The organism is Alteromonas hispanica (genome assembly GCF_010500915.1).
Lineage (GTDB): Bacteria > Pseudomonadota > Gammaproteobacteria > Enterobacterales > Alteromonadaceae > Alteromonas > Alteromonas hispanica.
On sequence record NZ_JAAAWP010000001.1, the window covers coordinates 679932 to 694850 of the forward strand.

Consider the following 14919-nt stretch of genomic DNA (forward strand, 5'->3'; position numbering starts at 1 on the left):
TTGCGAGTGGCTTTTTTATTTGTTGTTACTTTCTACTGCTGATATAAAAAGAAAAGCGATAAAGAACATACTAAAGACTATAAAAATAAAAGGTAAAACCATGCAATTCATTGGCGCCCTACGACACCTTCTTAACCGCACTATTGACGTAAAACAAAGCTCTTGGTCTATTTGGGCCTTACTCGCCTATGCAACTTGCCTGTTTACCTTTAGCGCTTATGCAACAGCCAATGAGTATAAAACTGATATTCAAAGTAATAGCCCCGTTTCTAATAATGCGGTTACCGACAATGCTCCAACTTCACTAAAAACCACGATGTTAAATGCTACGTTATTAAATGCCACGTTGTTAAATGATAGTCACCCACATTGGTACAAGGTGCCTCATGAAAATACTGTTACCTTTGTGACTGAATACGGTGAAGTCGTTATTGCGCTTAGCCCTGCCCTTGCACCTAATCACGTTGAGCGTTTTCAAGCACTGGTAAAAGCTGGCTTTTATAACCAGCAGCACTTTTATCGAGTGGTTGACGGCTTTGTTGCGCAAGGAGGCAGCAACGACACGCACGACAAAGACGCCTTTTCACAAGCGCTATTAAGTGAGCTAACCGCTGAGTTTACCCAACCAATATCAAAACACGCTACCGTGGTTGAAAGCCGCGACATGTTCGCACCAGAAACAGGTTTTTTAGACGGTTTTGCCGTTGGCATGGATAGGAAAAGTAACGAGATGTGGGGGCTTCACTGCCCTGGCACTGTTGCATTTGCCAGAAATAGTGAAAAAGATACCGCCGCCACAGAGTTTTATATCGTTATAGGCCAAGCACCTCGTCATCTCGATAGGAACATGTCGGTGATAGGTCGTGTAGTACAAGGAATGGATGTACTGCAAAAGCTGCCTCGTGGCGACAGCAAGTACGGTGGGGTAATTCAACAAGTTACTAAAAACAGCGAAATAAGACGCTCAATTGTTCACAATGATCAGTACCCCAGTTATTTTATCCAACTGCCAGAACATGAAGAATATGCATCGCGTATAGAAACTGGAAAAACCTTAAACAATCCGTTTTTCCATGATAAAAAATACACCCCCAGGCCTGTAGATGTTTGTTATTACCAAACCAAAACTACACTTACGCCCTAGTTAGAATTTGCAGATGTTTGTACATTTTCGTAGAGAGATTGTATAAATTCAGTGCTTTTTGAATGTTATTCGAACGCCTTCGCGCACATATTAACCATTTAAAAAAAGTTAGCAAAAAAGGGGTTGACGGGTGCGAGTCATATACGCATAATACGCGCCACTTCCTGAGAGGGAAGAGAAGTATGAAAGGCTACGTAGCTCAGTTGGTTAGAGCACATCACTCATAATGATGGGGTCGCAAGTTCGAATCTCGCCGTAGCCACCACTTCTCACTATCTCTTTTAGGAATGTCTAGCTGCGCGGGAGTGGTGGAATTGGTAGACACGCTGGATTTAGGTTCCAGTGCTTCACGGCGTGAGAGTTCAAGTCTCTCCTTCCGCACCAAAGTTGGGGTATAGCCAAGTTGGTAAGGCAACGGGTTTTGATCCCGTCATTCGTAGGTTCGAGTCCTGCTACCCCAGCCAACTTTGTAACAGCTAGTGTCTATGCGGGAGTGGTGGAATTGGTAGACACGCTGGATTTAGGTTCCAGTGCTTCACGGCGTGAGAGTTCAAGTCTCTCCTTCCGCACCATTTGGGGTATAGCCAAGTTGGTAAGGCAACGGGTTTTGATCCCGTCATTCGTAGGTTCGAGTCCTGCTACCCCAGCCAAATTCTGAAAAGCCGCTCACACGAGCGGCTTTTTAATGATTTGCAAAAGAAAGGCTACGTAGCTCAGTTGGTTAGAGCACATCACTCATAATGATGGGGTCGCAAGTTCGAATCTCGCCGTAGCCACCATCTTTTACCTACCTATTGGGATATAGCCAAGTTGGTAAGGCAGCGGGTTTTGATCCCGCCATTCGTAGGTTCGAGTCCTGCTATCCCAGCCATATTTCGAGAAACCGCTCATTGAGCGGTTTTTTATTGCCCTAAATAAACTGTTGCTTAAATCTGCATAATTTTTCTTAACTTATGCATAATTCTTCATGCTAACTCATACTTTTATGGCTTCATTTGTGTTTGTGTCATGCTAGTATTACCGACTTCTTTAAATAACACACCGTACATGCAAGCACGCTCATCCTCTATCAGCAGGGCTTGTTCAACGGGGCAACGCAAAATACATCCCTATCTGTAAGCGTGGTGTCTGTTGCCATAGTTAATAGTTTTTAAAAATAATAACGAAGGAAAGTGCGTGATAAACGAATTCGTTTCATTTGTGAATAATATTTTGTGGGGCGATGGCCAAGTTCTCATCGTTATGCTGCTGGTGTGTGGTGTTTGGTTCACCGTGAAACTAGGCGGCGTGCAGTTACGTCACTTTGGCCACATGTTCTCATTACTGCGAAATAGTAAAACCTCGAGTAAAGAAGGCATTAGTTCGTTTCAAGCACTGTGTACAAGTTTATCAGCCCGTGTGGGAACCGGTAACCTAGCCGGCGTTGCGGTAGCAATCTCGCTAGGTGGCTCAGGTGCCATATTTTGGATGTGGATGATAGCTTTGCTAGGTATGGCCACCGGCTTTGCTGAAAGTGTGCTAGGCCAGCTTTACAAAGTGCGAGACGAAAACGGCGAATTTCGCGGCGGCCCAGCTTACTATATTAAACAAGGCTTGAACAAAACTTGGCTCGCTGTTGCTTTTTCTCTGTGCTTATTTTTTGGTTATGGTTTTGTATTCAGTGCAGTTCAAGCCAACACAATAACCGATGCGCTTAACAATGCTTATTCGTTTCCAAGTGAATATGTGGGTATTGCCATTATCTTACTTGCCGCATTGATTGTGGTGGGCGGTTTACGCGGTATTGCAAGGTTTGCCGAATTTGTGGTGCCGTTTATGGGTATAGGTTATGTGTTAGTGGCCCTTGCCATTACGTTTATCAATATCTCTGAATTACCGGCTTTACTGCTAGATATTATTAAGTCTGCATTTGGCCTGCAAGAGGCTGGTGCCGGTGCTTTAGGCGCAGCCATTAAAAACGGTATTCAGCGTGGGCTGTATTCAAACGAAGCGGGCAGCGGCTCGGTGCCGCACGCTGCGGCAAGTGCGGCGCCAAACCCTAACCACCCAGTATCCCAAGGCTACATTCAGATGCTGGGCGTGTTTTTAGACACCATGATCTTATGCACCTCAACAGCATTTATTATTCTGCTTGCCGGTGGGTCTAGCTCAGAACAAATGGAAGGCATACGACTTACCCAAGATGCAATGAGCAGCCATTTGGGCGAAGGTGGAACCGACTTTGTTGCTGCAGCAATAAGCTTGTTTGCTTTTACCTCGGTAGTAGCTAACTATGCCTACGGTGAGAGTAACCTTCACATGTTTAAGCTTGATAACCGCGCAGGAAGAGCTGCTTACACAATTGGCTATTTAGGCATGATTTACTGGGGTGCACAAGCGGCGCTTCCTCAGGTTTGGGCCATGGCCGATATGGCGTTAGGGCTTATGACCGTTATTAATATTGTCGCGATCGTTTGGATGACCCCGACCATTGTATCTATCAGCAAAGATTACTTTAAAAAGAAAGACAGCGGAGAGACGGTGGAATACAAAGCCGGTGACTGTGAAATTCAAGGTAAGTCTGAAGACGGCATTTGGAAATAGGCTGTTATGGCATTGCATTAATACAAAGCACTTTGTTATAAAGACAAAAAGGCCCTATGTTGTATCAACATAGGGCCTTTTTATTTTGTTTAACCCGCATTAGCAGTATTAGGCCGCTATAACGCGACTGGCAAATGCCCAGTCTTCACCCAAATAACAGTTTCTTCATCAACAAACGGATGATGCTGACTCATATGCGGGTTTCGCATCCAGGTCCCTGTTGGGTATTCCCCAGCTTCGTCTTTAAATGTACCAGATAAAACAAATATCTCTTCACCGCCAAAATGACGATGAGGCTTAAACACCTCTCCCGCAGGCCATTTAACCAGTGCAACGTGCTCGTGTTCAAAGTTATGCAGAGGCATAACCTGCAATCCGCCCTGCCCCTGTAGCCATGGCGTATAATTTGTATCAACCCTAACTTCTTGAACATCACGTTGGTCGAACTGGTTTAATTTTACCAGTATCACACATCCTTCTTTACTAAACGGGCTATGCTTACTGCCAGGTGGATTACGTAAATAGGTACCCGCAGGATAATCGCCGTGCTCATCGGAGAACACACCCTCTAGAACGAAAATCTCCTCGCCATAGGGGTGGCCGTGTTCACTAAAACTCGCGCCAGCTTCATATTTGACCACACTGGTAGTGTGCCCCGACTCTTTTGCTTCTCGTTCTAGCGGTTTACGCCACACCGTACTCGATGGCGACGCTTGCCACGGCATTGGCTGTGTATCAATCACCATCCGCTCATCAAAATTCATATTTAACATGCTGCTTATCCTGGCTAACGTTTAAATTTTTCGCTAATCGTTGGCGCTTATAGTTGACGCTTATATTTAGCACTTTTAGTTAGCGCCGTTACATCAAGAATTTACTTTGCGTCTGGTCGACGCAATTCAAAATAGTTACTTTCACTAATAGAAAAGTAGTCACCCGCTCCGCCGCCGCGCATTACGGGCTCACCTTTCAGCGTTTTGTAAACACCATCTTCAATGAGCGATGTGTCGATATGCACACCTACGACTTCTCCCATAATAAACCAGCTGTTTACCAGCTCGCCTTTTGCCGACTTTAACTGAGTGATATCGGTTACTTTGCACTCCATCGACACTAAGCTTTCTTTCACTCTTGGAACCGCAACAACCTGACTACTAGCGGTACTTAAACCTGATGCTGAAAACTCGCTTTCCTCAGGAGAGAGTGGCCTGCTGGTTTCGTTCATGGCATCTACAAGATGCTTAGAGACAAGGTTCCAGCAAAACTCACCGGTTTCGCGAGCATTATTTAGCGAGTCTTTATCGCCCACACTTGAAAAGCCGATAATGGGTGGCGTGTAATTTAGTGCATTGAAAAAGCTGTAGGGCGCCAGATTAAGAACGCCTTGAGTAGATTGTGTGGAAATCCAACCAATAGGACGAGGAGCAATAATGGCATTAAACGGATCGTGGGCTAAGCCATGTCCGTCTTTCGGTTGATAAAAATGTATTGAAGACAAAACCGTTCCTTCACAAATATTGTTAGTTTATTTATTGTAGCTATAGAGATTTATCCTTCACAAATAATCGTGACTGCATCGCTATTCACATTAAATATGTTCTATCAGTGATAATACGCGTATTTTTCATTCTCGATCGTTTATATCGACCCTTTAAATTACTCACAATAAGGTGGTAAATGGCTATTCGCAATGTTGCATTTTCTCGAACTCGTTTAACCGAACTCATGGTGCCGTCTTACGCCAACTTCGGCGGCAAGGTACACGGAGGGGTTATTTTATCGTTGATGGACAAAGTAGCCTATGCATGTGCCAGTAAGCACGCTGGCGCTTACTGCGTTACCGTAACCGTTGATGGGGTAGAATTCTTACAGCCTGTTGAAGTAGGTGATTTATTGCATTTAGATGCCACTGTGCATTTTGTAGGTAACACGTCGCTTGTGGTAGGCATAAAAGTAACCACTGAAAATATTAAATCTAACGATGTGAAACACACAAACAATAGCTTTTTCACCATGGTGGCAAAAGACGATGATGGAAAGCCGGTGCAGGTACCTGAGTTAGAGTTAACCACGCACCAAGAAATGCGTCATTTTGTGACTGCAATAAGACGAAGCAAAATTCGTAAAGAGGCACAGATAAAACTTCAGCGCGATTACGACACGTTTATCCCAGAAGAAGATTTTGCGTTAGTAGACAAGCACCGAGGCAACATCACGTTTGACAAGAACAGTTGATGTTAAAAGAGGTGTTCTTAAAAGAGCTGGCTTAAAGGAGCTGGCTTAAGGGAGTTGGTTTCAAGAGAGCTAACCTTTAAAAACGTGTCATAAGAATGTGGCTAATGTAGAGCATTAGTGAGCGTTAAACGTATAGCGTTAACAAACAAGAATATAAAGAAACCTCGCTGCACATTAGAGCGCAGCGAGGCTTTTTTAAGGCAAAGTATCAGGCGGTGTTAACCCATTATTAGAAGCTATAAGATACCTTACCGTAAACATAGCGCCCGGTGAAACCGTATGGCGAAAAGCTTGAATACGGGAATATATTCGAGAACGTTGTAACTTCGTCTACAAGGTCTCGTGTTGCTTCTGGATAAACATCAAAAATGTTGTTCGCGCCCACCGACACAGCGAGTTGGTCGGTAATAGCAACGCGTACATCAAGGTCGGTAATCCACTCAGACGGTATTATCTCGTTTCGTGCTTCAACCGATGACGGGTCTTCAACCTCGCCGTAGCGAGTTGTTCGCAGCGTGGTTGAATAGATATCGTAAGACCAGGTAACGCCTAGGTTAACTTTGCTATCTGGAGCGCTTGTCTCAAATCGGCGTAACTCTACATCTGAGAATAAATTGCCTTGATCAAAGCCTGCCCCCTGAAGCACTGCTGGTGCATCCAAAATATCAGTAACTTCATTGTCGTTAAAGTTAACCCCTGCATTAAAATTAAATGCACCAAAATCTGAGGTATTCAGCGTGTAGGTGGAAACAATGTCTACCCCTTCGGTTCTGGAATTAATCGCGTTTAAGAAGAACCTTGCGCGGGTAGCACCGGTACCTTCAAGCAGGCTTTCGATAGCTTGGCCTGACAGGTTGTTCGACAACACAATGCGATCATCAATATCAATGCGATAGAAATCTACCGTTAAGTTGAAGTCTGCAGTGGGTGAATAGGTAAAACCGGCACTGTAGTTATTCGACTCTTCTGCGTCGAGACCCGGGCTACCAAGGGCTTGTGCCACATCACTAGAAGGCGCAAATGTACCTGTTTCCGTCGGCTCACCGTCAACAAACGTGGTAGCCACCGAGGTAAAATACTGCTGCTGTAGCGAAGGCGCGCGAAAACCAGTTGATACCGACGCGCGAAGAGCAAATGCATCACTTAGGGTATATCTTTGAGTTACCTTCCAATTAAATGTACTACCAAAATCAGAATAATCTTCAAAACGACCGGCAACCGCAACATTCCAATTCTCAGTTACGTCAGCTTCTAAATCCACATAAATACTGTAGTTGTTTCGGCTGTTGTCTCCCGCTGAAGCAGGGGTGAAACCAGGGAATACCTGAGAGCCCGCAGCACCAAAAGGTCCGTCAACTGGGTCAGTCACTACACCGCCTGGCCCAAACGTGCCTTGTATGTACGAGTTCTCTTCGCCCGCCGTAATGTCGTAACTCTCGTAGCGATACTCGGCGCCCATAGCAAAGTTCATTTCGCTATAAAAAACACCCGTATCTACTAAGCGAGAAGCATCGGCGTTGAATATTGTGGTGTTGTATTCAAGTGTGCCGGCATTAAAATCTGTCTGACTTGATGGGCCTAGTGAAGTGTTTAAGCTATTCACAACGCTGTATTCAAGTTCATTCCCACCGTGAGTAAGTGACAAATCATAATTCCAGACTTCACCGTATCCCTTTATGCCTGTGATAAGCGACATATCTGAGATATCTGTTTGAATAGATGGAAGAAAGCCGTTGGGATAAATATCTAAAACGTTTCGGCTATCTTGTGCGCGACGGTAAAAACCACCACCCAATGAATCACGGCTACTTAGCCCAGCTGTAGCATAAAATTCAATGTCATCGGTAATAGCTCTACCCGCATTAACAAATAGCGCATAGTCTTCAACTTCACCATTACCGTACACGTGATTGTAACGATTAACCGTTAATTCTCTCTCATCGATGTTTCCGTTCGCATCACGAGAATAATTTTCTCTAGGGTCGAAGTCTGCCCTATTTGCTTGACCTCTGTCGCGGTACTCTGCAGACACATTAACAAAACCGTCGTCGCCCCATTCAAAGCCAACATTGCCGCGCAAGGTAAAGGTTTGACCGTCGGTGAGTTCTCTATCTGAACCTGTGTTAAATGCCAGGTCACCTTGCTCATTGGTAGAAACACTTTCTAGGTTAGGTACACCGTCCATTGTAGTGACGTTTGCACCGTAAGTTGCTGAAATGTTGCCGCCTTCACTGGCATCTTTCAATACAATATTGATAACACCTGCAATAGCATCTGAACCATATTGCGCAGCTGCTCCGTCACGCAATACTTCAATACGTTTAATAGCGTTTGCTGGAATCGCGTTTAAATCAACGGCCGATGAGCCGCGACCTACCGAGCCGTTTAAGTTTAACAGCGCAGAGGTGTGGCGACGCTTTCCGTTTACCAGTACCAATGTATGATCGGGTGCAAGGCCGCGAAGCTGCGCCGGACGCACGTGGTCGGTACCATCGGTAATAGACGGCTGTGGAAAGTTAAAACTCGGCAGCAACTGATTAAGGATCATATTGGTTTCAGTAAGACCCGTTGCTTCTATAGAAGATGCATCAATAATGTCGATAGGCACTGGTGAATCATTAATGGTGCGTCCTACTCTGCGAGAACCCACAATTTGAATTTGTTCAATGTCTGTTTCAAGGGCAGCCTGCTCTGGAGACTGCTGCTGAGCAAGTAATGATGAAGAAAAGGCAGCTCCTGCCACTGCACTTGCAATTATTGAAAGCTTAAAAGCCATGACGCCATGTTTTGCTTGTTGCATAGTGATAATTCCTGAGTATGAATATGTGTAATGTGTTTGCGTAATACGTTTGTGTAGTTTGTTTATGATGGCCTGTAAAAAATCAGTCATAAAAACTCATACAAAGTACGCGCAAGCCTGAAGGCACAGAGACAAAAACTGCCTGAGAAAAGTTATTATTTTTAGGTGATTAATTGAGTGCACGCGTCAGCAAATAGTTATAACGCGTTCTGCTGCCCACTCACTCATGTCATTCTTTCTTATTTTTTAATTCTGTTGCTTTGAACTTTCGGGCGAAGTAAATCACAAAATATAGACGTAAAACAATACTAAAGTAGTAATACCTTATTCTGAAAATAATAGATGGCGTTTATCTAAACTTATTCTATTCACATATCATTTGTGAACCACATGCCTTTATTAGTCATACAAAAGTCACATAACTGTCACTCCTTTGTAGCGAAGCGAATACAAAGTGAAAAAAACAAAAACAGACAAGAGTAGTTATTATGATGGAAACACAATCTTCAGTTCACCTTTCATGCTTCATTGAAGCTATCGCTCTGGCGAAACACGAACAATGCGAAACCCGCGATGAGCTAAAGGCACTGCTGGAGCAAAAAGGATATAAAGATACAGTTGCTTCGCATGCAGTAAAGGAAATTTCTCCGCAATATCTGGCAGCTTCCTAGTTTTTAACCCCAAATCTGCTTTAAAACTTTTTAAGTGACCCAGAGCTCTTCACTAAAGCCTTCACAAAAACGGAAGCGATGCTTCCGTTTTGCAAGACTTTATTACCCGAATAGAGCTTAGTGCTCAAGTGTACTAACTCAGGCAACTACTTAGGTGACCACTCAAATTTTTTGAATGGTTCATCAACTGGTGTATCCGCAAGGTGGTTCGTGTAATTGCTCATCACCTTCTGCGCTAAAATCAGCACAATTTCTAGCAGTTGTTTATGCTCGTAGCCCGCTTTATAGAATGCATCGAGCTGCGACTTATCTGCATTGCCTCTGCCTCGAGTTAGTGCAAGCACAGTTTCTTTCAGTGTATTTAGCTTGTTATCAGATAGAGTTTCGTCATTGCGTAACTCCTCAATCAGTTCATCGCTCACTTGCATACTTTTCGCGATACCCGTATGCGCAGGAACACAATAATGACAAGCGTGTTCAACATTCACTGTTTGCCATACAACAGTAAGTTCTTCCGCATTAAACGAAGTGTCTTGTGCTAACTTGTGTAGTACTTGATAGCCTTCAAGTAACGTAGGTGCCTCGGCCATAACTGCGTGTAAATTTGGCACCATACCAAATGCTTTTTCTGAATTATCCAAAAGAGATTTAGATGCTTCTGGCGCAGATTCTTTTGTATGTAGAGTAAATTCTTTCATATCTTTCTCCTGTTACTAGAAGCCGATGCAATAGCGCGGCTTTTCAAGTGTCGTTCTAACGCTAGAGCTCTTTAAAATTTTTTTGAGCAGACTGTTTTGCTAGCGATGGACTGACAATATCACAAATGAACGACTGTTCAAGCATTATCTGAACGATCGTTCAAAAAGCTTTGTAGTTGGAGGCCCTTAGTTTAAAAATACCCTGCTAGCGCTTTGCTTCCATGGCAGTAAGGTTAAAAGGTAGATTGCAGCAACATAGGCAATTAGACTTTACCTCAAGGCCTATTTATGGATAATTGAACACATGTTCAAACTACAAATCTTCAACACCAAGCTATGAAACAGACTCACCAAGAAGCCATCGAGAAAGCCACAGTATTATTTTGGAAACGAGGTTTTCAAGGAGCGGGAATGCGAGACATTCAGCAGGCATTAGATATGCGCCCTGGTAGTATTTATGCTCGATTTCAAAGTAAGGAAGGTTTGTTTAAGTTAGTAGTCGAGAAGTATGTTGAAAATAGCAAAGCACAATTACAATGCGTTGCGAATAGTAATACTCCTCTCCAATCGCTGGGTGATTTTTTTAAAAGCGCATTAATAAACCCAGATGAAATGCGGTATATGCGCCAGTGCCTTTTGGTTAAATCTATTGCTGAATTAGACCTCATCGGAGAAGTAGGACAAAAAGCCGTGTTAGACGGCATGGTGTCTCTCAATGATTGCTTCGCATTGGTTGTAGAAAAAGCGATATTATTGGAAGAGTTGTCAAATACTACTCCTGTTGATATGGCAGCGAACTGGCTACAAAACCAATTTGTAGGTTTAAGAGCTTTTGCAGTTATACAGTCTGATAACGACGCTATCGAACGTATGATAGATAAGGTACTTTATGATTTAACAACACAATGGCCTGAAAATTAACACCTGCCCTCCCCGTTTCCCCCTGCAACGTCTCGCGCAGGTGTGCAAATACAGTGCTTCACACTGGGTTAAATAATTTGGTCGGCAAACGCGTTACCGTACAAATAATCTGCACTCTTTCTCCCTATAACACTGTCAGTGTTCGCTCTCAGTGCCCGTCCTCATTAGTCGCTCTCATTAGTCGCCTTAATTTGCAGTCCTCGTTAGTCGTCTTAATTAAAGCCTCTCAATGAATCACTTCAATTAAACACTTTCTAAACCATTAGAGCACTTTTTAATATTTCTGGGTTTATATAAACAAAACATTAGGTTAGCACCACCAAATCCATCGAGATGGGGCCTTAAAACCAGTAATCACCTATCTTCAAGTTGAAACAATAGTTAGAACACTATACAATTTATTTTTATTGAACGGCCAATTAAAATAAATAACACAGTATTGAAAGCACTAAATATGGGGTTCGTAGCCACGAGCACCCAGCAATAGAGCGGCAATATGTGAATATTTTTTGAAGGGGCAATGTGTTTAACACTAATGGTTTTACTCATAGGTTTTGAACCACATACCCATAATTTAGTTGGCTCGTTATTTAGCCCGTTTTAAAAGTAGGAGTTTATGCATGTCATTACCAACTTATCAGAATTTCATTCATGGCAAGCCGTTGGCAAACAAAAGCAAAGAAACCTTTGCCGTTACGAACCCCGCTACCGATGAAGTGATTTATCACGTCGAAGTTGCTGATGAGTTTATCCAACAAGAAGCAATTAAAAGTGCAAAAGAAGGCTTCGCGTTATGGTCATCAATGATGCCAATTGAAAGAACGCGAATTCTGAATAAGGCGGTTGCACTGCTTCGAGAGCGTAATGATGAACTGGCAAAAGTTGAAGTGCTCGACACCGGTAAGCCAATTCAAGAAGCCGATTGTGTTGATGTGGAAACAGGCGCTGACGTTATTGAATATTATGCTGGGCTTGCTCCTACTCAATTAGGCACTCAACAACCCGTTGGTGAAGACTTTTTCTACACACGTAAAGAAGCCTTAGGTATTTGTGCCGGCATTGGCGCCTGGAACTACCCCCTACAAATAGCGTGCTGGAAGTCGGGCCCTGCCCTTGCTGCTGGAAATGCCTTTATTTTTAAACCCTCTGAAGAAACGCCTATGGGCGCACTCAAACTTGCAGAGATATTTATTGAAGCAGGCGTGCCGGCTGGCGTCTTTAACGTTGTTCAAGGTGCCGCGGAAGTTGGTCAATGGCTTACGTCTTGCCCTGATATTGAAAAAGTATCGTTTACTGGCGAAGTAGGCACAGGCAAAAAAGTAATGCAAAGTGCCGCAGCGTCTAACCTTAAAGACGTCACAATGGAACTGGGTGGAAAATCTCCACTACTTGTATTTGATGATGCCGATATTAGCCAGGCAGTAAGTGCCGCCATGTTGGGTAACTTCTACACTCAAGGCGAAGTTTGCACTAACTGTACTCGCGTTTTTGTTCAGCGCTCGGTATACCAAGCATTTATTGACGAGCTGAAAACCCGAACTGAAACCAATATTGTTATGGGTGACCCACTCGATCCTAATGTGAATTTAGGTGCACTTATCTCTAAAAAGCATCAAGAGCTGGTGCTTAACTACATAGCCAAAGGCAAAGAAGAAGGCGCTACATTAATCACCGGTGGTAAGGCGGCATCGCCACAGTCTGCTCCTAATGGCTACTTTGTAGAGCCTACTATATTCACCGACTGCACCGATGATATGACTATAGTAAAAGAGGAAATCTTTGGCCCTGTGATGAGCGTGCTAGTTTTCGATGACGAAGACGAAGTTATCGCTCGCGCTAATAACACCGAACTCGGTTTAGCTGCAGGTGTGTTCAGTAAAGATATTCAACGTGCTCACCGCGTTATACATCAAATTCAGGCAGGTATCTGCTGGATTAATTCATACGGTAACTCTCCTGCTGAAATGCCTGTAGGTGGTTACAAACAGTCTGGCATAGGGCGTGAAAACGGCGTCGAATCTCTCAATAGCTATACCCAAACAAAATCGATTTATGTGGGTATGAGCAACATCGAGAGCCCGTTTTAAGACACACGTTTAAACGCAAACCTTTGAGGATTCATTATGCAGACATTTGATTACATTATTGTAGGTGCAGGCTCTGCGGGCTGTGTGCTGGCAAACCGCCTGTCAGAAAACCCTGAACACAAAGTACTCCTGCTTGAAACCGGTGGCTCAGATAAAAGTATTTTCATCAAAATGCCTACGGCGTTGTCTATTCCCATGAATACCAACAAATATGCCTGGCAGTTTAATACTGAAAAAGAACCCTATTTAAATAACCGTGAAATGCACTGCCCCAGAGGCAAAGTGCTAGGTGGCTCTTCGTCAATAAACGGCATGGTGTACGTTCGCGGTCATGCAAAAGACTTCGACGAGTGGGAAGCCCATGGTGCAGAAGGCTGGAATTACCAAGCCTGTTTACCCTATTTCCAAAAAGCCGAAACCTGGTACAAGGGTAACGACGCCTATCGTGGTGATAGTGGCGAAATTGGCGTGAACAACGGTAATGAAATGAAGAACCCGTTGTACACAGCTTTCACCAAAGCTGGTGAACAAGCGGGCTACGACATTACTAGCGATTACAACGGTGCGCAGCAGGAAGGCTTTGGGCCTATGCACATGACCGTTAAAGGCGGCGTTCGCAGCTCTACCAGCCGAGAATATTTAGACCCGGTAAAATCTCGTAAAAATTTGACCATTGTCACTGGTGCCCTTGTAACTAAGGTAGTGCTTGATAATAAGGTGGCAAAAGGTGTCGAGTATGTGGTGAATGGTAAAACCAATACTGCCGTCACTAATAATGAAGTAATTTTAAGTGCGGGTTCAATAGGCTCTCCACATATTCTTCAATTGTCAGGAATTGGCGATAGCAACGTGCTTAAGAGTGCCGGTATTGAGGTTAAACATCACTTGCCGGGCGTGGGTCAAAACTTACAAGACCACCTTGAATTTTATTTTCAATATAAGTGCAAGCAGCCCATAACGCTCAACCGCAAGCTAGATCTTATCTCGAAAGGGCTAATTGGTGCGCGCTGGTTGTTTAATCGCTCTGGTTTAGGTGCCACTAACCATTTCGAATCGTGCGCGTTTATACGCTCGAAGGCCGACGTGGAATGGCCTGATATTCAATATCACTTTTTACCTGCAGCCATTCGTTACGACGGTAAGTCTGCGTTTGATGGTGATGGATTTCAGGTACACGTAGGCCACAATAAGCCAAAAAGCCGAGGCAGTGTAACCATACAGTCTTCAGATCCCACGGTTCCACCGAAAATCTTATTCAACTATCTGCAACACCAAGATGATATTGAAGGGTTCAGAGCATGTGTAAGACTGACACGAGAAATTATCGCGCAACCCGCGTTCGACGACTTTAGGGACGGCGAAATTCAGCCTGGCGAGCATATTCAAACAGATGAACAAATTGACGCATTCGTTCGAGACGCAGTAGAAAGCGCCTATCATCCATCGTGCTCATGCAAAATGGGCGAAGATGAGATGGCTGTTGTTGACTCTCAAACCAAGGTACACGGAATAGAGGGCCTGCGCGTGGTCGACTCGTCAATATTCCCGACCATTCCTAACGGCAACTTAAATGCGCCAACCATTATGGTGGCAGAAAAAGCAGCAGATATCATTTTAGGTAAGCCAGCGCTACCTCCACAGAATGTGCCCGTTGCAATTAACGAAAATTGGCAACGCCAACAGCGTTAAGTTTGTTAACTCATTTGAGCACCAATGCGCTTGAAATATATTCAAGCGCGTCTTCCACAGTGCCTATATGCAGCTTTGGTAAGGTCGCTAC

Annotated in this window: 11 protein-coding genes and 7 tRNA genes; 14 read left to right on the forward strand and 4 right to left on the reverse strand. The window is 44.0% G+C overall.

Going from position 1 to position 14919, the window contains the following annotated elements:
- The first annotated feature begins 100 nt into the window (after positions 1-100).
- The 9 genes from GTW09_RS02830 to GTW09_RS02870 all read left to right on the forward strand — a co-directional run bounded on the left by GTW09_RS02830 (position 101) and on the right by GTW09_RS02870 (position 3727).
- Complete coding sequence (locus GTW09_RS02830; RefSeq protein ID WP_163109858.1) at positions 101-1144, forward strand: peptidylprolyl isomerase; 1044 nt, start codon at positions 101-103, stop codon at positions 1142-1144.
- Positions 1145-1332: 188 nt separating this feature from the next.
- Positions 1333-1409: transfer RNA gene (locus GTW09_RS02835), tRNA-Met, on the forward strand.
- Positions 1410-1443: 34 nt separating this feature from the next.
- Positions 1444-1528 (forward strand) — tRNA-Leu (locus tag GTW09_RS02840).
- A gap of 4 nt (positions 1529-1532) precedes the next feature.
- Positions 1533-1608: transfer RNA gene (locus GTW09_RS02845), tRNA-Gln, on the forward strand.
- Positions 1609-1631: 23 nt separating this feature from the next.
- A tRNA-Leu gene (locus GTW09_RS02850) sits at positions 1632-1716 on the forward strand.
- Between the two features lie 2 nt (positions 1717-1718).
- A tRNA-Gln gene (locus GTW09_RS02855) sits at positions 1719-1794 on the forward strand.
- Positions 1795-1846: 52 nt separating this feature from the next.
- Positions 1847-1923, forward strand: a tRNA-Met gene (locus GTW09_RS02860).
- Positions 1924-1939: 16 nt separating this feature from the next.
- A tRNA-Gln gene (locus tag GTW09_RS02865) sits at positions 1940-2015 on the forward strand.
- A 305-nt stretch (positions 2016-2320) separates the two neighbouring features.
- Complete coding sequence (locus tag GTW09_RS02870) at positions 2321-3727, forward strand: amino acid carrier protein (protein WP_163109860.1); 1407 nt, start codon at positions 2321-2323, stop codon at positions 3725-3727.
- Between the two features lie 116 nt (positions 3728-3843).
- Here GTW09_RS02870 and GTW09_RS02875 read toward each other — a convergent pair whose 3' ends face one another.
- Together GTW09_RS02875 and GTW09_RS02880 are read right to left on the reverse strand one after the other, a co-directional pair.
- Positions 3844-4500, reverse strand: coding sequence for a cupin domain-containing protein (locus tag GTW09_RS02875; protein ID WP_163109862.1), 657 nt, complete (start codon positions 4498-4500; stop codon positions 3844-3846).
- 101 nt (positions 4501-4601) lie between these two features.
- Complete coding sequence (locus GTW09_RS02880) at positions 4602-5225, reverse strand: flavin reductase family protein (protein WP_163109864.1); 624 nt, start codon at positions 5223-5225, stop codon at positions 4602-4604.
- 179 nt (positions 5226-5404) lie between these two features.
- Here GTW09_RS02880 and GTW09_RS02885 point away from each other — a divergent pair, with 179 nt between their 5' ends.
- Positions 5405-5962, forward strand: a complete 558-nt coding sequence (locus tag GTW09_RS02885) for an acyl-CoA thioesterase (RefSeq protein WP_163109866.1) — start codon at positions 5405-5407, stop codon at positions 5960-5962.
- 229 nt (positions 5963-6191) lie between these two features.
- Here GTW09_RS02885 and GTW09_RS02890 read toward each other — a convergent pair whose 3' ends face one another.
- Positions 6192-8762, reverse strand: a complete 2571-nt coding sequence (locus tag GTW09_RS02890; protein ID WP_163109868.1) for a TonB-dependent receptor plug domain-containing protein — start codon at positions 8760-8762, stop codon at positions 6192-6194.
- 488 nt (positions 8763-9250) lie between these two features.
- Here GTW09_RS02890 and GTW09_RS02895 point away from each other — a divergent pair, with 488 nt between their 5' ends.
- Positions 9251-9433: a hypothetical protein gene (locus tag GTW09_RS02895; protein WP_163109871.1), complete on the forward strand. Its 183-nt coding sequence runs from the start codon at positions 9251-9253 to the stop codon at positions 9431-9433.
- A 146-nt stretch (positions 9434-9579) separates the two neighbouring features.
- Here GTW09_RS02895 and GTW09_RS02900 read toward each other — a convergent pair whose 3' ends face one another.
- On the reverse strand, positions 9580-10131 hold the full coding sequence (locus tag GTW09_RS02900) for a carboxymuconolactone decarboxylase family protein (protein WP_163109873.1): 552 nt from the start codon (positions 10129-10131) through the stop codon (positions 9580-9582).
- 336 nt (positions 10132-10467) lie between these two features.
- On the opposite strand from GTW09_RS02900, the gene GTW09_RS02905 reads away from it, so the two are divergent.
- From GTW09_RS02905 to betA, 3 genes are all read left to right on the forward strand, one after another.
- On the forward strand, positions 10468-11052 hold the full coding sequence (locus GTW09_RS02905; protein WP_163109875.1) for a TetR/AcrR family transcriptional regulator: 585 nt from the start codon (positions 10468-10470) through the stop codon (positions 11050-11052).
- A gap of 620 nt (positions 11053-11672) precedes the next feature.
- Positions 11673-13139 (forward strand): betaine-aldehyde dehydrogenase, encoded by a 1467-nt coding sequence (gene betB, locus GTW09_RS02910; protein WP_163109877.1) that lies wholly within the window; start codon positions 11673-11675, stop codon positions 13137-13139.
- A gap of 36 nt (positions 13140-13175) precedes the next feature.
- Positions 13176-14828 carry a choline dehydrogenase gene (betA, locus tag GTW09_RS02915; RefSeq protein ID WP_163109879.1) on the forward strand — a complete coding sequence of 551 codons (1653 nt, stop codon included), beginning with the start codon at positions 13176-13178 and terminating at the stop codon, positions 14826-14828.
- The last annotated feature ends 91 nt before the right edge of the window (positions 14829-14919 follow it).

Coding starts and splice junctions, on each gene's coding strand:
- GTW09_RS02875 (WP_163109862.1), bottom strand. CDS start 4,500: ATGTTAAATATGAATTTTGATGAGCGGATGGTGATTGATACACAGCCA.
- GTW09_RS02885 (WP_163109866.1), top strand. CDS start 5,405: ATGGCTATTCGCAATGTTGCATTTTCTCGAACTCGTTTAACCGAACTC.
- GTW09_RS02900 (WP_163109873.1), bottom strand. CDS start 10,131: ATGAAAGAATTTACTCTACATACAAAAGAATCTGCGCCAGAAGCATCT.
- GTW09_RS02895 (WP_163109871.1), top strand. CDS start 9,251: ATGATGGAAACACAATCTTCAGTTCACCTTTCATGCTTCATTGAAGCT.
- GTW09_RS02890 (WP_163109868.1), bottom strand. CDS start 8,762: ATGCAACAAGCAAAACATGGCGTCATGGCTTTTAAGCTTTCAATAATT.
- betA (WP_163109879.1), top strand. CDS start 13,176: ATGCAGACATTTGATTACATTATTGTAGGTGCAGGCTCTGCGGGCTGT.
- GTW09_RS02830 (WP_163109858.1), top strand. CDS start 101: ATGCAATTCATTGGCGCCCTACGACACCTTCTTAACCGCACTATTGAC.
- GTW09_RS02905 (WP_163109875.1), top strand. CDS start 10,468: ATGAAACAGACTCACCAAGAAGCCATCGAGAAAGCCACAGTATTATTT.
- betB (WP_163109877.1), top strand. CDS start 11,673: ATGTCATTACCAACTTATCAGAATTTCATTCATGGCAAGCCGTTGGCA.